12 protein-coding genes are annotated in these 19,251 nt (G+C 47.6%); 1 reads left to right on the forward strand and 11 read right to left on the reverse strand.

Features of this window, described 5'->3' with window-relative positions; translation table 11 throughout:
• Position 1: 1 nt before the first annotated feature.
• The 6 genes from gatC to purF all read right to left on the reverse strand — a co-directional run bounded on the left by gatC (position 2) and on the right by purF (position 11,023).
• Complete coding sequence (gene gatC / locus H6A32_RS07755; RefSeq protein ID WP_087168136.1) at positions 2-292, reverse strand: Asp-tRNA(Asn)/Glu-tRNA(Gln) amidotransferase subunit GatC; 291 nt, start codon at positions 290-292, stop codon at positions 2-4.
• Positions 293-305: 13 nt separating this feature from the next.
• The gene (gene aspS, locus H6A32_RS07760) at positions 306-1,634 is read right to left on the reverse strand and encodes an aspartate--tRNA(Asn) ligase (protein WP_204864058.1); all 1,329 of its coding nucleotides are present in this window, start codon (positions 1,632-1,634) and stop codon (positions 306-308) included.
• Between the two features lie 128 nt (positions 1,635-1,762).
• The gene (locus tag H6A32_RS07765) at positions 1,763-3,244 is read right to left on the reverse strand and encodes a glutamate synthase subunit beta (RefSeq protein ID WP_087252430.1); all 1,482 of its coding nucleotides are present in this window, start codon (positions 3,242-3,244) and stop codon (positions 1,763-1,765) included.
• A 2-nt stretch (positions 3,245-3,246) separates the two neighbouring features.
• On the reverse strand, positions 3,247-7,785 hold the full coding sequence (gene gltB, locus H6A32_RS07770) for a glutamate synthase large subunit (protein WP_204864059.1): 4,539 nt from the start codon (positions 7,783-7,785) through the stop codon (positions 3,247-3,249).
• Positions 7,786-7,809: 24 nt separating this feature from the next.
• Positions 7,810-9,411, reverse strand: coding sequence for a CTP synthase (locus tag H6A32_RS07775; protein WP_087252509.1), 1,602 nt, complete (start codon positions 9,409-9,411; stop codon positions 7,810-7,812).
• A gap of 169 nt (positions 9,412-9,580) precedes the next feature.
• Positions 9,581-11,023 (reverse strand): amidophosphoribosyltransferase, encoded by a 1,443-nt coding sequence (gene purF, locus H6A32_RS07780; protein ID WP_242958942.1) that lies wholly within the window; start codon positions 11,021-11,023, stop codon positions 9,581-9,583.
• A gap of 290 nt (positions 11,024-11,313) precedes the next feature.
• On the opposite strand from purF, the gene H6A32_RS07785 reads away from it, so the two are divergent.
• Positions 11,314-13,428: a glutamine synthetase III gene (locus H6A32_RS07785; RefSeq protein ID WP_430749581.1), complete on the forward strand. Its 2,115-nt coding sequence runs from the start codon at positions 11,314-11,316 to the stop codon at positions 13,426-13,428.
• A 92-nt stretch (positions 13,429-13,520) separates the two neighbouring features.
• Here H6A32_RS07785 and H6A32_RS07790 read toward each other — a convergent pair whose 3' ends face one another.
• The 5 genes from H6A32_RS07790 to H6A32_RS07810 form a co-directional block, all read right to left on the reverse strand.
• The gene (locus tag H6A32_RS07790; protein ID WP_204864060.1) at positions 13,521-14,102 is read right to left on the reverse strand and encodes a hypothetical protein; all 582 of its coding nucleotides are present in this window, start codon (positions 14,100-14,102) and stop codon (positions 13,521-13,523) included.
• A gap of 100 nt (positions 14,103-14,202) precedes the next feature.
• A complete protein-coding gene (locus H6A32_RS07795; protein WP_207753138.1) occupies positions 14,203-15,633 on the reverse strand; it encodes an AAA family ATPase in 1,431 nt (476 codons plus the stop codon).
• Between the two features lie 209 nt (positions 15,634-15,842).
• Complete coding sequence (locus tag H6A32_RS07800) at positions 15,843-17,504, reverse strand: DUF4091 domain-containing protein (protein ID WP_204864061.1); 1,662 nt, start codon at positions 17,502-17,504, stop codon at positions 15,843-15,845.
• A gap of 23 nt (positions 17,505-17,527) precedes the next feature.
• Positions 17,528-18,364 (reverse strand): carbohydrate ABC transporter permease, encoded by an 837-nt coding sequence (locus H6A32_RS07805; protein ID WP_204864062.1) that lies wholly within the window; start codon positions 18,362-18,364, stop codon positions 17,528-17,530.
• A complete protein-coding gene (locus tag H6A32_RS07810; RefSeq protein WP_204247054.1) occupies positions 18,364-19,242 on the reverse strand; it encodes a carbohydrate ABC transporter permease in 879 nt (292 codons plus the stop codon). Before H6A32_RS07810 ends, H6A32_RS07805 begins: the two co-directional genes overlap by 1 nt.
• Positions 19,243-19,251: the final 9 nt, after the last annotated feature.

Consider the following 19,251-nt stretch of genomic DNA (forward strand, 5'->3'; position numbering starts at 1 on the left):
TCTATACTGTCTTCGGCACCAGATACTGCCCCTCTTTTTTCTGCGGAGCATTCTCAAGCAGTGCTTCCCACTGATCTTCCCGTTCCACAATATCCTCACGAAATACATTCTGTACCGGAAAGACATGGGACATGGGTTCCACCCCGTCCGTATCCAGCTCTTCCAGCTTTTCCATATAGGCAAGGATTTTTTTTAACTCTCCGGCTGTCTCCTGCTTTTCTTCTTCCGTGAGACTGATCTGGGAAAGGATTTCCAGATATTCCATAGTTTCATCCCAGCTGATTTTTTTCATTGCCATCTCCTTTCTACGGCTCCAGCCGTTTCAAATCTCTCGGAAACAGACAGGTCTCCCGGATATTCTCTTCCCCCAGAAGCTGCATGGTCAGCCGTTCCAGCCCGATTCCAAGCCCGCCGTGAGGCGGCATTCCATATAAAAAGGCAGAAAGATAATCTTCCAGTCCTTCTGTCGTCATCTTCTTTTCTCCGATTTTTGCGGTCAGCTTATCATAATCATGTATCCGCTGGCCTCCGGTTGTCACTTCCAGTCCTCGAAATAAAAGGTCGAAGCTTAATGTCACCTTTGGGTCCGCCGGATCATCCATCGCATAGAACGGGCGTTTTCTGGAAGGATAATGGGTGACAAAGACAAAATCCGCGCCGTATGTCTCTTTAAAGTAACGGCCGATCAGTTCTTCCTCCTCCGGTTCCAGATCATACGGTGCCCGCATCGGTCTTTGGTAAACTTCCGCAACAAGCTGTTTCGCCTCATCGAACCGGACAGACGGGATCTCATCCGTCTTCGGAAGCCGGGCGCCAAGAAGATCCAGCCACGGCCGGTACTCCTGCTCCAGAAGGCGGGTCATATACTGCAAAAATCCGGTTTCCACTTCCATCACATCGGTGAAATCATCAATATAGCCCATCTCCAGATCCAGGCTGGTATATTCATTGAGATGTCGTTTTGTATTGTGTTTTTCTGCCCGGAAAACAGGTCCCGTTTCAAATACCCGGTCAAACACCCCCACCATCATCTGTTTGTACAGCTGGGGACTTTGCTCCAGTACCGCCTTTTTGTGAAAATAGTCAAGCCGGAAGAGGTTGGCTCCTCCCTCTGCTCCTTTTGCTCCGATTTTTGGCGTATGGATTTCCGTGAATCCGTTCTGAAAAAGATACTCCCGGAAAGCCCGGCAGATCCCCTCCTGAATCTTAAATTTTGCCCGCTCTCTGAGATTTCTGAGAGATAACGGCCGCACGGAGAGTTTCGCTTCCAGTGAAGTATTCAGTTTTTTTCTGGATACCGGAAGCGGGAAAGCCTTCTTCGACTCGGAAAGTTTTGTGACTTCTTCTGTCACAATTTCCAGCCCGCCGGGCGAACGTTCTTCTTTCCGAATGGTTCCTTCTGCTTTCAGGGTATCTCCTTCCCGGACCTCCCGGTACCCTTCCTTTGTTTTTCCTTCTTCACAGACAAGCTGCAGCAGGCCGTCCCGCCTCCGCAGAATGAGAAAGGTAATCTCTCCCATCCTTCTGACGGAATGGACCGCACCCTTTACTTTTACGTGCGCTCCTTCTTCCATGGCCTTTAATGCCGTAGCCGCACCGGCCGAATCCTTTGTCACACCAGTTATCTTTTCCATCCAATTCACACCCCTGTCTTTTCTATTGCTGTCAAAGCACCGAAAAAAGGCGCACTTACCACTCATATTCCGGTAAGAACGCCCTTGTTCTTTCATATCCTGCTATTCTTTTATGATCTTCACTCCTGTCAGGAAAGATTGGTATAGCCCATCAGAGAAAGATCTACTTCCCTTGCTGCTTCCTTTCCTTCCCGGATTGCCCATACAACGAGAGACTGTCCGCGTCTCATATCACCTGCCGTAAACACATTCGGAACACTGGATGCAAATCCCGTATCCTCTACCGTGTTACGGCCGGTCTTTTTGACCTGAAATGCGTCCATCACATAGTCCTCCGCCCCGGTAAACCCGGCAGCGATCAGCACCAGATCCGCCGGGATCGTCTGTTCGCTTCCCTTGACCGGAACCATATCTATCCGCCCGGTCTTCTTGTTTTTCTTCGGTTCCAGCCGGACTGTCCGGATGGCGCATACTTCCCCGGCCTCGTTTTTGATATATTCTTTTACCGTTGTCTGATAAATCCTCGGATCGTTTCCGGAAAGAGCGATCACTTCCTGCTGTCCGTAATCGGTTTTCAAAACCCTCGGCCACTCCGGCCACGGATTATTTTCGCTCCGCTTTTCAGGCGGTTTTGGCATCATCTCAAGCTGTACCACCGATTTTGCGCTCAGGCGCACGGCCGTTCCGGCACAGTCGTTTCCGGTATCCCCTCCCCCGATAATGACAACGTTTTTATCTTTGGCAAGCTCATACGGTACCTTCGCGAAATCCGAATCCAGAAGGGTCTTTGTCACTTCTGAGAGGAAATCTACCGCAAACCGGATGCCTTTGGCATCTCTTCCCGGCGCATCGATGTCTCTTGGCCTGGAAGCTCCGCAGGCAAGGATGACACGGTCAAAGGATGCCAGAATCTCTTTTGCGTCCTGATCCCGTCCCACATCGGTATTCGTCCGGAAGACAACGCCTTCCTCCTCCATAAGCTTCCGCCTGCGCTCGATGGCTGATTTTTCCAGCTTCATGTTGGGAATTCCGTACATCAGGAGCCCTCCGATCCGGTCATGCCGTTCAAATACCGTCACGCTGTGGCCTCTCCGGTTCAGAAGAAGCGCCGCCGCGAGACCTGCCGGCCCGCTTCCGATCACCGCAACCGTTTTTCCGGTCCGGATTTTCGGAGGATGCGGCACAACAAGGCCTTCGGCAAATGCTCTGTCGATAATCGCACGCTCATTTTCTTTTGTCGCCACCGGATCTGTATTCACATTGCAGGTGCAGGCCGCCTCACACAGTGCCGGACATACCCGGGAGGTAAACTCCGGGAAACAGTTCGTCTTCTGAAGCCGTTTGTAGGCCTGCCCGTACTGCTCGTGGTATACCAGATCATTGAATTCCGGAACCAGATTATTTAACGGGCACCCGGAAGCCATCCCGTTCAGATTTCCTCCGAACTGGCAGAACGGCACGCCGCAGGCCATGCATCTCGCGCCCTGCTCTTTCTGCCTTGCAGGAGGGAGCGGTTCGTGAAATTCATGGAAATCAACAATCCGCTCTTTCGGGAGCCGTTCTTTCCCGGTCTGCCTTTCATATTCTAAAAATCCTGTCGGTTTTCCCATCGCTACTGGTTCCCTCCCATCTTTTTCTGTCCTGTACTCTCATAAAATGCTTCGATCTGGGCCTGCTCGCTTCCAAGTCCCATCTCTTCATAGTGTTTGCTCAGGACAAGCATCTTTTTATAGTCATTTGGAATGATCTTTTTAAACTTCGGAAGGTACTCATCAAAATGTTCCAGAATCATCCGGCCTTTTAAAGAACCGGTCTCCTCCACATGTTCCCGGATCATCCCTCTTAATTCTTCCGCCTCAGATTTCCACGTAATCTCCTCCATGGAAATCATGGACTTGTTGATGTTCCGGTACAGCGAATTCTCCTCATCCAGCACGTAGGCGATACCGCCGCTCATACCTGCCGCGAAGTTCTTTCCGGTCCTGCCGATAACGGCAACCCTTCCTCCTGTCATGTACTCGCATCCGTGGTCTCCCACGCCTTCCACCACTGCTGTTGCTCCGGAGTTGCGCACACAGAACCGCTCTCCGGCCATTCCGCAGATGAATGCTTTTCCGGAAGTTGCGCCGTAAAGCGCCACATTTCCGACAATCATGTTTTCATCTGCCCGATAAGTACTTTCTTTCGGCGGATACACGGCCAGCTTCCCGCCGGAGAGTCCTTTTCCGAAGTAATCATTACTGTCCCCGGACAGGCGGATCGTAAGCCCTGCCGGAATAAATGCTCCGAAACTCTGTCCTCCGGTTCCCGTGCATTCCACTGTATACATATCTTCCTGCACCCCTTCCGGATGCCGTCTGGTAATCTCGGAACCGAACATGGTGCCGAATGTCCTGTCTGTATTTTTTACGCGGACCTCCACCCGGCCCCGTTTTTCCTTGGCAAGCTTTTCTCCAAGTTCCCTGATCAGCACCGTTTCATCCAGCGTCTTTTCCAGCCCAAAATCATACTCCCCTTTGATATTGTTTGCTCCGGTATACGGATGATCCAGGACCGCACTCAGATCAATGGTCCTGCCACGCTCGTTTTCCGGCTGTTCCTTTGCTTTTAACAGATCCGTGCGGCCTACCATTTCATCAATCGTCCGTACACCAAGTTTTGCCATATATTCCCGAAGTTCCTGTGCGATAAATTCCATGAAATGAATAACGTACTCCGGTTTCCCTTTAAAACATTTCCGCAGCTCCGGATTCTGTGTTGCTACGCCCATCGGGCAGGTATCCTGATTGCATACACGCATCATGACACACCCGAGAGTCACAAGCGGAGCCGTCGCAAATCCGAATTCTTCCGCTCCAAGAAGCGCTGCTACCGCTACGTCCCGGCCGCTCATGAGCTTTCCGTCCGTCTCGATGTGTACCCGGTTCCTCAAACCGTTTTTCAGAAGAGTCTGGTGTGCCTCCGCAAGTCCCAGCTCCCACGGAAGCCCTGCATTGTGGATGGAACTTCCCGGAGCAGCTCCGGTTCCACCGTCATATCCGGAGATCAGCACGACCTGCGCTCCCGCTTTTGCAACGCCGGCCGCAATCGTTCCAACTCCTGCCTCGGATACGAGTTTCACCGAAATTCTTGCATCCTTATTCGCATTTTTCAGATCGTAGATCAGCTGTGCCAGATCCTCGATAGAATAGATATCATGGTGAGGCGGCGGGGAAATCAGGCTCACTCCCGGTGTGGAGTACCGTGTTTTTGCAATCCACGGATACACTTTCCTTCCCGGCAGATGTCCGCCCTCTCCCGGTTTTGCCCCCTGTGCCATCTTGATCTGGATCTCGTCGGCGCTCACCAGATACCGGCTCGTCACGCCGAATCTTCCGCTTGCCACCTGTTTGATGGCAGAGCACCGGTTCTCCTTTGTCCCCTTGGTCAGGAGACGTTCCGGCGACTCTCCTCCTTCCCCGCTGTTGGATTTTCCATGGATCGCATTCATAGCAAGGGCCAGTGCCTCATGTGCCTCCTGGGAAATGGAACCGTAGGACATGGCGCCGGTCTTGAACCGTTTCACAATGGATTCAACGCTTTCCACTTCCTCGATCGGGACGCCGTTTTCCGGATAGTTGAACTCCATCAGACTTCGCAGATACCCGGTTTTCTCCTTGTCAATCTTCCCGGTATATTCCTTAAACATCTGGTAATCGTTCTGCCATACCGACTGCTGAAGCAGGTGGATCGTCTCCGGATTGTACCGGTGATATTCTCCCTGGCTTCGGAAACTGTGGCGTCCGATGCTCTCCAGTGTCAGGTCCGTATCCAGCCCCAGCGGATCAAATGCCTGACTGTGGAGCCGTTCCACATCTTCTTCGATTTCCTTCATGGTGATGCCTCCCACCCGGCTGACGGTATGGGTAAAATATTTGTCGATCACTTCTTTGGAGATTCCCACAGCCTCAAAAATCTGGGATCCCTGATAAGACTGGATTGTGGAAATTCCCATCTTGGAAGCGATCTTGACAATTCCATTCAAAATTGCCTGATCGTAATCGTAAACTGCCGCATAATAATCTTTTTCCAGAAGTCCGTTTTCAATCATCTCCCGTATGGTCTCATGCGCCAGATACGGGTTCACCGCGCTTGCGCCGTATCCGAGAAGCGTCGCAAAATGATGGACTTCTCTTGGCTCTGCAGACTCCAGAATGATCGGCATGGACGTACTCTTTTTCGTCCGCACGAGATAATGGTGCACTGCGGAAACCGCCAGAAGCGACGGAATCGCCACATGGTTTTCGTCCACGCCACGGTCTGTCAAAATCAGGATTGTAGCCCCGTCCTTATAGGCACGGTCCACTTCAATAAAAAGACGGTCCAGCGCCTTTTCCATCGGCATGTTCTTAAAACAGATGATGGAAACTTCCGCCGGGCAGAATCCCGGTTTTTTCATGTCCTTGATCTTCAGAAGATCCGTGTCGGAAAGAATCGGATTGTTGACTTTCAGAACCTGACAGTTTTCCGGCTGCTCTTTTAAGATGTTTCCTTCTTTTCCGATGTACACGCTTGTAGATGTCACAATCTCCTCCCGGACCGCATCGATCGGAGGGTTCGTCACCTGCGCAAACCGCTGTTTAAAATAATAGAACAACGGCTGATGCTCTTTTGAAAGCACTGCAAGCGGGGTATCCACTCCCATCGCCGCGATGCCTTCCGCACCGTTTAATGCCATGGTCCGGATGGAATCATGATATTCCTCATAAGAATATCCAAAAGCCTTTCTGAGCTTTGCACATTCTTCCGTTGTATACTGCTCCACCTTCCTGTTCGGAATCTTCAGATCCTTCAGCTCCACCATATGCTGATCCAGCCATTCGCCGTACGGCTGTCTCTTCGCATAGTATTCTTTCAGCTCATCATCGTTGATGATCCTTTGTCCGATTGTATCCACCACCAGCATTTTCCCCGGATGAATTCTTCCTTTCTCCAGGATCTGGTCCTCCCGGATATCCTCTAACACACCGACCTCGGAGGCCAGATAAAGGTGATGGTCTTTTGTAATATAGTATCTCGAAGGGCGGAGACCGTTCCGGTCCAGTACTGCGCCGAGAATGTCTCCGTCACTGAACATGACCGATGCCGGACCGTCCCACGGTTCCATCATGGTCGCATAATACTGATAGAAATCTTTCTTCGCCTGTGTCAGTGTATCATTGTTTGCCCATGGCTCCGGGATGACAGACATGACCGCAAGAGGCAGATCCATACCATTCATCACAAGAAATTCCAGCGCATTATCCAGCATCGCGGAATCAGAACCGCTCCGGTCCACTACCGGCAGAATCTTGTGAAGCTTGCCCTCAAAATACGGGGAGGACATGTTTTCCTCTCTTGCCAGCATCTTATCCGCATTGCCCTGAATGGTATTAATTTCTCCGTTATGCACAATAAACCGATATGGATGGGCCCTCTGCCAGCTCGGCTCCGTATTGGTGCTGAACCGGGAGTGTACCAGTGCAATCGAGGACTGATACCGCTCATCCTGCAGATCCGTGAAAAAGGTGCGAAGCTGTCCTACGAGAAACATCCCTTTGTACACGATCGTCCTGCTGGAAAGAGAGACCACATAGGTTTCTGTTGTGCTCTGCTCAAACTCTCTCCTTACAACGTAAAGCCTGCGGTCAAAGTCCAGCCCCTTTTCTACATCCTCCGGCTTTGCCACGAATCCCTGCATAATTTTCGGCATGCAGTCTTTTGCTTTCTTTCCGAGTACTTCCGGGCAGACCGGGACTTCCCGCCACCCAAGAAAGGTAAGTCCTTCTTTTTTCACGATGGTCTCAAACATTTTTCGGGCCTGGTTTCTCCTTAGTTCATTCTGCGGGAAGAAAAACATCCCGATTCCGTACTCCCGTTCTTCCCCGATATCGATCTGTGCTTTTTTACATGCTTCGCGGAAAAAAGAATGGGAAATCTGAAGCAGAATTCCGACTCCGTCTCCGGTCTTTCCTTCTGCGTCTTTCCCCGCCCGGTGTTCAAGATTTTCCACAATCTCAAGCGCCTGGCTGACTACCCGGTGTGTCTTTTTTCCCTTTATATTTACGACTGCGCCGATTCCGCAGTTATCGTGCTCCAGCATCGGGCAGTACAATCCTTGTTTTCCTTTCATCTGATTCTTCCTTTCGCTTCGTTTCTATTTCTGATGCTCTGCCGCCGCTTTGACAAAGCCCGCAAACAGCGGATGCGGACGGTTTGGACGGGATTTGAATTCCGGATGAGCCTGAGTTCCGATATAAAACGGATGATCTGTGATCTCAATCATTTCCACAATCCGTTTGTCCGGTGACAGTCCTGCCAGATGAAGCCCTGCCTTTTCCAGCACTTCCCTGTAATCGTTATTGACTTCATAACGATGTCTGTGCCGCTCGGAAATCTCTGTTTTGCCATAGAGCGCACAGCTTCTGGAATGTTCATCCAGTACGCATGGATATGCACCAAGACGGAGTGTTCCGCCGATGTTTTCCACATCTTTCTGATCCGGCATCAGCGCAATCAGCGGATGCAGCGTCTCCGGATGGAACTCGATACTGTCCGCATCGTGATAGCCGACCACATACCGGGCAAAGGCAACGATCGCCATCTGCATGCCCAGGCAGATACCAAGATACGGGATATTCTCTCTTCTCGCATAGTCCGCCGCAAGAATCATTCCCTCCGTACCACGCTTTCCGAATCCGCCCGGTACGAGAATTCCGTCCACGCCTCCAAGCTTCTCCTCCAGGTTTTCCTCTGTAATCTCCTCCGAGTCCGTCCATCTAAACTGAATATCCGCATGGCAGCTGATTCCGCCGTGCTTCAATGCTTCCACCACACTGAGGTAGGCATCGTGAAGCTGGGTATATTTTCCTACGATGGCAATCTCGACTTCCTGCTTTGGATGACGGAGCGCTTCGGTCATTTCGATCCAGTCCTGAAGATCCGGCTCTCTGTCTTCCAGATGCAGGCATTTTAAAACCGCCTGTGCCAGATGCTCTTTTTCCATGGCAAGCGGCGCTTCATAGAGATAGTCCACATCCAGGTTCTGAAGAACATTTTCTGACGGCACATTACAGAAGAGTGCGATTTTGTCCCGCATCTCCTGCGGTACCGGATACTCGGAACGGCAGACCAGAATGTCCGGCCAGATTCCAAGCCGCTGCAGTTCCTTAACGCTTGCCTGGGTCGGTTTCGTCTTCATTTCTCCGGACGCTTTCAGATACGGAATCAGCGTTACATGGATGAGGATCGCATTCTCCTTTCCCACATCATGCTGGAACTGGCGGATCGCCTCCAGGAACGGCTGGCTTTCGATATCCCCTACAGTGCCTCCCACCTCGATGATGGCGATCCGGTCCTCTCCCGGATCTTTCGCCCGGTAAAACCGTTCTTTGATCTCATTTGTAATATGCGGAATCACCTGAACAGTGCCTCCGCCGTAATCTCCGTGGCGCTCTTTATTTAGCACAGACCAGTAAATCTTTCCGGAGGTGACATTGGAATTCTTATCCAGGCTCTCGTCAATGAACCGCTCATAATGTCCCAGATCCAGATCCGTCTCCGTTCCGTCATCCGTCACAAACACTTCCCCGTGCTGGATTGGATTCATCGTTCCCGGATCCACATTGATATACGGGTCAAATTTCTGCATGGTCACCTGATATCCTCTTGCTTTTAACAGCCTTCCAAGTGACGCTGCCGTGATTCCTTTCCCCAGTCCGGATACCACTCCGCCTGTTACAAATACATATTTTACCATTCTTTCTGTTACCTCCTTACGACTTTCCTCCATCCGGCAGGATGGAATTTCAAATAAAAAGGGGGCAAAAGTGCCCGAAACCGCTTTCGTCCTGCGTTTCTTTATCGACACCTTTGCCGCCTTTATTGCCATATGCTCTTTTCTTTTTTTATTATTCCATTACTATACTCTAATTTTCTTCGTTTGTAAATCCCTTTTTTTCGCTTTCCGCAGGAACCGGATAGTGGTTGTCAAAACATGCTTTACAAATCCCCAGATCTCCTACCATTGTCTGCAGGTCCTCAATTTTCATGTATCCGAGGGAATCTGCACCGATAATTTCACGGATTTCTTCTGTTGTATGGTCCGCCGCAATGAGCTGCTCATTGGACGGTACATCCGTTCCGTAATAACATGGATACAGAAACGGAGGGGCGCTGATGCGTACATGAACCTCTTTTGCCCCTGCCTTTTTCAGCATCTGAATCAGGTTGGCCATCGTGGTCCCCCGAACGATGGAATCATCCACCAGTACAATCCGTTTATCCTTTACAACAGATTCCAGAACGTTCAATTTCAGCTTGACACTGGATTCTCTTTCTTTCTGTGTCGGTTTGATAAAGGTCCTTCCGATATAGCTGTTTTTATAAAAGGCGATTTCGAATGGAAGTCCTGCCTCCATGGCATATCCTTTTGCTGCCGTAAGTCCGGATTCCGGAACACCGGTCACAAGATCCGCATCCACAGGCCACGCTTTTGCCAGGGCCCGTCCGGAACGGATTCTGGCATCATAGATTTTAATGCCGTCCATCTCACTGTCCAGACGCGCAAAATAGATGTATTCAAAAATACAGTGTGCCCGCTCCTTCTGCTGCAGTTCCTTATTGGACGTGATGCCTTTTTCCGTAATTGCAACCATCTCTCCCGGCTCAATGTCCCGGATAAACTCTGCTCCTACGGATGCAAGGGCACAGCTCTCCGATGCGACAATGTAAGCATTGTTCCTCTTTCCGATACAGAGCGGTTTCAGACCGAACGGATCTCTCACGGCGATCAGTTTTCTCGGGCTCATCACGACAAGAGCATATCCACCTCGGATCCGTCTTGCTGTATGGAGAACAGCCTCCTCCACATTTCTGGTATGGACTCTCTCGCGCGCAATATAATATGCAATCATCTCGGAATCTGTCGTTGTATGGAAAATGGCACCTCCGTATACGAGTTCTTCTTTCAGACTTGCAGCATTGACCAGATTTCCATTATGCGCAAGAGCCAGCGTCCCCTTGATATAATTCAAAACAAGAGGCTGTGCATTCTCTCTTGTAGAGCCTCCCGTTGTTGAATACCGGACATGTCCGATTCCAAGATTTCCATGGAGAGATGACAGCGTATCCGGCTTAAATACCTCGCTGACAAGTCCAAGATCCTTATGATATGCGATGTTTCCCCTGTCTCCTTTTGTATCGGATACAACGATACCGCAGGATTCCTGTCCTCTGTGCTGCAGAGAACAGAGCCCGTAATAAACCGATGACGCAACATCATTCCCGTCAAAATCGTAAATGCCGAACACACCGCACTCTTCTCTGACTCCGGTTTCCTGATACTGATCATATTGTAAACATGTCTTCATTTTCCTTCCTCCGTCCATTGATCTCATCATCTTGTAATAGAAAAAACAAAGTGGTTATTACCTACCGCGTTCATATTAAGACATTTTAATGGTCTTTTTCGGTTTTGCAAGGGTTTTTTTCTTTTTTTATTATTTTTCAAAAAAAGGATTGACAGATTTCTTGTTTTGTGTTTATACTACACAGCATAAAGCAAAGGCGCTTTGGACATTGTCCGAAGTGCCTTTTTCTGTTGTATGGATCCGCGGATTCATGCATGATTTCTTCAGGAAATGAAAGGAGCAGTCTCTATATGATGAAAGAAGTATCAAAAACCATACCGGAACTTTACGGAAGTCTTGTATTCAATGACAAAGTCATGCGCGAACGTCTTCCAAAAGACACCTACAAGGCACTTCACAAAACCATACAGAACGGAACACACCTGGAGCTTGATGTGGCAAATACCGTTGCCGCTGCCATGAAAGAATGGGCCATCGAGCACGGCGCAACCCATTTTACCCACTGGTTCCAGCCGATGACCGGATTTACAGCGGAAAAGCATGACAGCTTTATTTCCCCGGTGGGCGGCGGACAGGTCATCATGGAGTTTTCCGGGAAAGAACTGATCAAAGGAGAACCGGATGCATCCAGCTTCCCTTCCGGCGGCCTGCGTGCCACCTTCGAGGCAAGAGGATATACCGCCTGGGACCCGACTTCCCCTGCTTTTATCAAGGACGGCTCTCTCTATATTCCGACTGCCTTTTGTTCCTACAATGGTGAAGCCCTGGATAAGAAAACTCCTCTGCTTCGCTCCATGGAAGCTCTGAACAAGGAGGCATTGAAAGTTCTTCATCTTCTTGGAAATACAAAAGTGAAAAAAGTCGATACGACCATCGGGTCCGAGCAGGAATACTTTCTGGTAGACAAGGATCTTTATAAAAAACGGAAGGACCTGCTTTTCTGCGGACGGACGCTGATCGGCGCTCCGGCCCCGAAAGGACAGGAAATGGAAGATCACTACTTCGGTGTCTTAAAACCGAAGGTGGCTGCCTATATGCATGATCTGGACGAAGAGCTCTGGAAACTCGGTGTTCCGGTCAAGACGAAGCACAACGAAGTCGCACCGGCACAGCACGAACTTGCACCGGTATTCGATACAGCAAACGTGGCGGTCGACCACAACCAGCTGACCATGGAAATGATGAAAAAAATCGCTGACTCCCATCATCTTGCCTGCCTTCTCCATGAAAAACCATTTGAAGGTGTCAACGGAAGCGGAAAGCATAACAACTGGTCCCTCGTCACGGATTCCGGCGAGAACCTTCTCGATCCCGGGAAAACTCCGGCGGAAAATACACAGTTTCTTGTCTTTTTGATGGCAGTTATCGCGGCTGTGGACGATTACGCAGATCTGATGCGTGTCTCCGTTGCAAGTGCAGGAAATGACCACCGGCTTGGAGCCAACGAAGCGCCTCCGGCCATCGTCTCCATCTTCCTCGGCGATGAACTGACCTCCGTACTGAAATCCATCGAAGAAGGAACCGACTTTCTCAAGCAGAAGCAGATTCTTATGGAGATCGGTGCAAAAGTGCTGCCGCATTTTGCCAAAGACACAACTGACCGGAACCGTACCTCACCGTTTGCCTTTACGGGAAACAAATTTGAGTTCCGTATGCCGGGAAGTGCCCTGTCCGTCGCAGAGCCAAACGTCATCTTAAATACCGCTGTCGCAGAATCTCTGAACCGGATCTACGAAGTGCTCAAAGACGTCCCGGAAGAACAGATGGAAGAACAGATTCAGGAACTTTTAAAATCCATGATTACGCAGCATAAGCGTATTCTCTTTAACGGAAACGGATACACCGATGAATGGGTGGAAGAAGCGAAAAAGCGCGGACTTTTCAACCTGAAATCCCTGCCGGATGCTCTGCCGCAGTTTATCGCCGAAAAGAATATCGACCTCTTTACAAAACATCGGATTTTCACAAAGGAAGAAATCTACTCCCGGTACGAAATCATTCTGGAAAACTACTCCAAGACGATCCATATCGAGTCTCTGACCATGCAGGACATGGTGAAAAAAGACTTCACACCGGCACTTTTTGCCTATGTATCCGATGTGACAAAGGAAGCGCTTGACAAACGGAAACTCCTTCCGTCCCTGTCCGCGTCCTACGAAGAAAAAATCGTCCAGACGCTGACCGAATCTTCCGAACAGATCGTACTTGCTCTGGCCGCTCTCACCGAGGACACAAAAAAGGCAGAACAGATGGAGGAACCACTTGAGACCGCACGCTATTATCATGATTCAATTCTGAAAGACATGGATACCCTCCGTGCCTCCGTGGATCAGGCTGAAGCCATCATTCCGGGGAGTTACCTGCCATATCCAACTTACGACGAGTTGCTCTTTTCTTTACGATAGGCAGCGCTGGTTCCCCGGGATAATATCTTTTCCTACAGTAGGCAGAGGAGTCCCCGCATCTTTGCGGCGACTCCTCTGCACCCTCTTTTGGGTTAGTTCTTTACTTCTTCTTCAATACCGATACATAAATTTGTATGACGTTCAATCGAATTCATCCCCTCTTCAATATAAGCCCATGATGTTTGATAATCATGATGTACCGAAAAGTCTGAACAACACATAAAGTCTGTAAAGCCTTTTAAATCTTTTTTGTATTTCCTTGCAAAATCATACGCATCCTCTTCCTTTTCTTCTTCTGTACTATTCCGCTTATTATATAGTACATGATCTAAATTACAAGACATATAGTATACCCTATATTGGATATTCCATATCTGCCCCGTTTTTCTTAACCGGTATAAGTTCTCCTTTTTTTGAAGATTCCGCTCTATAATTTCATCAGGCTTTTGTGTATGAATTCCATCCGATTGATATAATATCTCTTTAGCCGATTCATCTTCAATAATTTTTTCATCTGGTATAAACACGGCATCTGCATCTACAATATGGATAATTTGTTTAAAATCTTTTGCTTTATAATGTTGGGAATTTGCATACTTTCGTATTTCATTTCCGAGTTTAGAAATAATATTAGATGATTGAACTCCCTTTCTGGATGTAATATCCCCATGCATAATATGAATGTAAACTTTATCTCTGTCGAAAAGTTAACTCAATGCCACGCCAAGCGCCGTCTCATCCGAGGGTCCCTCCACAATAACAAGCACAATTTTTCTATGGGACAAATGTCTCACCCGCCTCTCGAAATGCTAACGCAATCTCGTAGTTATTTGTTGGACAGTATACTTGTTCATTTTGTTCCCCAAGAACAATATCTCGATAATAAAAGTCCCGTAAATTATTTGTTCCTTTTACATTTGTAAACCGAATATACCGATTTTCCGGATTTGTTGTTGTAAACGCAACAAACCCTTTGTCCAGTGTCTCCAATGGTCTGAGATTGTGTGAAGTAAAGATAAGTTGTCCCTTCCCTTTCTCAGAAATAATGTGCAGCAGTTCTCCGAGAAGATATTCAAAAATCCCTGTATCCAGTTCATCTACTGCTACAGTAATTGATGGGTTATTATAAACTACAATCAACAACTGTAAAATCGAAACGATTTTTTTTATTCCTTCTGATTCATACCGAAACGGAATCGCCTTGTTGTTTTTTAAAGACATTAATTGAATCATTCTTCCCAGGCTTCCATCTTTTTCCACAACCGGTCCCAAATCAATTATATCAATCGTCAGCCCCGGAACTAATTCCTGCAGCACAATATTCATATTCGCAATAATTTTTCTAACAATTTCCATTGCCTTTTCCGGAATTGATGCTGGGATATTCAATGGAAGCAAAAGACTTCCAAAGGATTCTGAAGTATCATCTTTATATTTAAAAGCCAGCGGAAGCGCATTCATATTGATTAGCCCCTCGTGCTCCGTATCAATTATAAACAGTTCTCTGTTTCCAAATCGATGCAATCCTTCCAAAATATCCAAATACAACTTTACCTGACAGTTTTCCCGGAAGCGCCTCATCATTTCTCTGGAAAAAATAAATGTTCTGGACTGCTCTTGAACCAGCCTTTTTGTCACGAGCATCTCTGTCACGTCTTCCGTGCTGTTTCCCAGTAGTTCCTGATACTTTGATTTTGGGAGAAAAATTCCATCTGCGCTTGTATCAATCAACGGACCTTTCCGAATTTTTTTCTCATTTGATGTGTACCCATAACTCAATACTTCATCAAAAATCTTGACTTTATACTTCGTTTTAGAATTTTCCAATTTGTTATCATGATAAGGAGATTCGTCTATAACTTTTTCCATAGAAAACTGATACCAAAGATTACAGCAATAGTCCTCCTGCTGCAATATAAACTGGAATTTTAATGTAGAAGTCCGCTCCTCTACATTAATATATTCTGCATATTTTTCTGGAATTGGCTGACTGCATAATGCAAAACACAATAACTGTACTGCATCAATGAGTGCCGTTTTTCCTGACCCATTTTGTCCATATAAGCCAAGAATACTTGCACGATAATTCTTTCTTCTGTTTTTTAAGCTAATCGTTCCCTTCTTCACATTTTTAAAGTTTTCTATCGTAATATTCTCAATTCTGATAAACTGTTTCTCCACTGCATTCACCACCCCTGCATTCATTGATATATACAGTATATCATGACCTTTCCCGGTGTTCAACTTTCATTTTTGCATTTAATATTTCGATTTTTTATTTCATACATATTTATATTAGTATCTTTCCGTCAAAGAAAAATATACATGGATTCTCCATTCCCGCTTACATCTTCCCTAAAACGATAATTTATGCCGCTCAAAATAGAGCGGCATAGCTTTTTCATATAATTAAGTTATTGCTGTACCCTTTTGGCGATTTCCCGGTTGATCCGATTTCTGAGAGCGAGCAGGTAATAATCCGATTTCGGGAAGCGCTTGAATGTCAAAGGCTCCGCCAGATCTTCTTCGATACACTCCATGACAAAATCACGTCCTGCCAGGGATTCCAGCAGTTCACATGCCCGCATGTCCTGAAGTGCCTCTTCGTGCACCATCATACGGATGGATTCTTCCGGATGCCGGTCCTCTCCCGGATATACAAGGAACGCATCCCCGGACGGGAATGCTCCGCCTGCATCCGTCACCTGATACGGATTGATCTTCTCAAGTGAGAACTGGCTGTTGTAGAAGTTGTATCCCCAGTGAAGAATTCCGATGATTTTGTATTTATAGAGCTGCAGCCCGTAGATCCTGTTTCTCAGAGACGGCATGGACATAAACCGGTTGCTCACCTCGTAAAACTGTCCGACGCAGTAGTAGGTCCACATATCCGTGAGGCCGTGCTCCAGGAATTCTTCGATCTCATTATTTCCCGGAATCGGCTTGTCTACAAGACCGTGCTTATAGAACTCATAGCTGGAAAGCGCATCAAAGGTGTGGAATCCGTCCAGCAGTCCCTCGATCGACTCTTTCGCGGCCCTGTAGCTCTCCAGATGCTCCTCTCTTGGCTCATCGGACAGATGGAAGTACGTCACCTTGTCAATGCCCCATTCTTTAAGCTTCTGGGTCAGCTGAGGGAGCAGTGCATGGAGGAATTTCGTATACTCTCCGACTGCCGGCGTATGCCATCCGAAAATCTGCTTCTCTTCTCCATCCACCATCGCCACAACTTTTGGCGCGTATTTTGCTCCCCACTGGGAGAACAGGTGGCACATCTCAAAATACTCGATCCCGCAGGACTGACAGAGGTCAACCCACTGTTTCACCCGGTCAAATCCAAAGACATATTCCCCGTTTTCCACCTTGACATCCAGAAGCTGGGTCGTTGTCCTCTCCACTCCAATCGCGGTATCCAGAGCCGGTGTAAAGAGCGGAGTAAGAATCATATTGCATCCCCGTTTTACATACTCGTGAAGGTAATTCTCTATAATCTCCCAGTGCTCTTCTGAAAATACCGGCACATGGTAATAGTCTGCAAGGCAGTCCAGATAAAACCATTCCGTATGCATGATCTTCTGTTTTGGAAGAACGGCATCATAAATGGTCACTTCAGTCTGTGCGCTTACAAGCGTATCTCCATCTTTTTCCAGGCTTACCGTAATTGGATACGTTCCTGCTTTCACCTCTTCTGTGATCTCGATGTCGATCCAGATACTTCTCCATTTCCTCGGATAGATATCTACCTCATCATCCTTCAGTTCCCGCAGAAGATCCGGATATACGCCGGAATCTGTTCTCAGATAATTATCATCCACGATCGGTCCGCAGGTTCTTCCCACCGGAACCGTTTCCACCTTACGCACATGAATCTGGTCTTTCAGCTCTGAGTCAATATGCACTTTCACACGGTTTTTCATAAACCCGGTGCAGGTACAGGCCGCCTGAAAGGACACTGTTTCCCCTTTCAGCCCCGTCATTTTCATGCATTCCGGACGGTAAACCGGTCTCTCATCCGGGAACACTTTTTCCAGAGAGCTTACAAGCCTCATCTCATAAACTGTCTCTTGCTTTGTCATCACTTTTCCTCCATGGTTGATTTTTATTTGATTCCGCTCATGGTCATTCCCTTAATAAACTGTTTCTGGAACAGAATAAAAATAATGATCATCGGCATCATCATCATAGCTGCAGCTGCCATCGTAGCCGAAAGGTCGGAGGTTCTATCACTGTTAAAGTAAATGAGACCCAAAGGCAGCGTCATTTTATCGATATTATTGAGCATCAGCAATGGATTGAGATAATCATTCCAGTTCGCCATTGCTGTAAAAATTCCGATTGACCCAATTGCCGGGCGGATATTCGGAAGGATAACCTTCCAGTAAATCTGAAACGGACCTGCTCCATCGATCTTGGCCGCTTCACACAGGCTGTCCGGAATGTCCGTAATAAACTGTTTCGCCAGATAGACGGAAAACGCGCTGACCAGTGCAGGCACAATCAATGCCCCTCTGGTATCAAACAGGTTCAGCTTTTGAATCATCAGATACCTTGGAATCATCGTAACCTGCGGTGGCACCATCATGGTGGCCAGCAGAACCACAAACAGTACCTTCTTCATCCGAAACTCATATTTTGCAAAGACATATCCCATCAGGGTGCTTGTCACGATGACCGCAAGAGTAATCGTTGCCGTAATCAGAATACTGTTGAGAAACCATTCTGCAATCGGCGCTTTCTCAAATGCAGTCTTATATCCCTCCAGTGTCCACTCCGTCGGGAAAAATTTGGTCCGGTTTGTCCGGATATCCGCATTAGTCTTAAATGAAGTCATCAACATCCAGACAAGCGGATACATCATAATGACAGACAGAATTCCAAGAAAGGCAATGATCACATAATGGTAGGATTTGTATGTTGTTCTCTTTCTCTTTTTCATTATTCATAACTCCAGTCTGCCCGCATCATTTTGTTCTGGATCATTGCTACCACAAATACAATGACAAAGAGCGCTGCTGCCACTGCCGAGGCATAACCCATATCAAAACTTACGAAGCTCGTCTTGTAGATATAATTTGTCAGTACCATTACGGAATTGTTCATTCCTCCGTCCGGTGCAAATACCCGGAACTGTGCAAACATCTGGAAATAGTTTGCCATCGTCATCACTGCCACAAAAGCAAATGTCCTCCCCATAAGAGGAAGTTTGATAGCCAGAAATCTTCTCACCGCTCCCGCACCATCAATCGCTGCTGCTTCATCAAATTCCTTTGGAACACCCTCGATACCAGCCGTAAATAAGACGATATTGTATCCGATATCTGCCCAAAGTGTGTAAACGATAATGAACAGCATCAGCGGCATACTTGTCATAAACCAGTTTTTAGGCGAACCTCCGAAAAACTGGACAATCTGATTGACAATCCCGTTCTCTGTCCCGATAATTCCATACTCCCAGATCATTGCTGTTCCAACCATCGGTGCAATACAAGGAATAAAAAAGATCGTACGGAAAAAGGTTTTCATCCCCTTTGACGGAAGAACCGAAATAATTTTTGCAAGAAACAATGTGATCACAATATTGGCACTAACTGCCACAACACAGAAAAATACTGTATTGCCCACTGCCTTCCAGAACACCTCATCCTGAAGCAGCCGTCTGTAATTCTCAAGCCCCAGAAATGGATTGTGAGAATTTGCCGGATTGTAATCGTACAAAGAGATTCCCAATCCATATAGGATCGGAAAGACAGCAAATATTCCCAGAAACAGCATACCCGGAACCAGTACCGTTGCCACAAATTTATTGTTTTTCACCTGTAACCA

The sequence above is a fragment of the Drancourtella massiliensis genome, from assembly GCF_016900655.1.
In the GTDB taxonomy this organism is placed as follows: Bacteria; Bacillota; Clostridia; order Lachnospirales; family Lachnospiraceae; genus Sellimonas; species Sellimonas catena.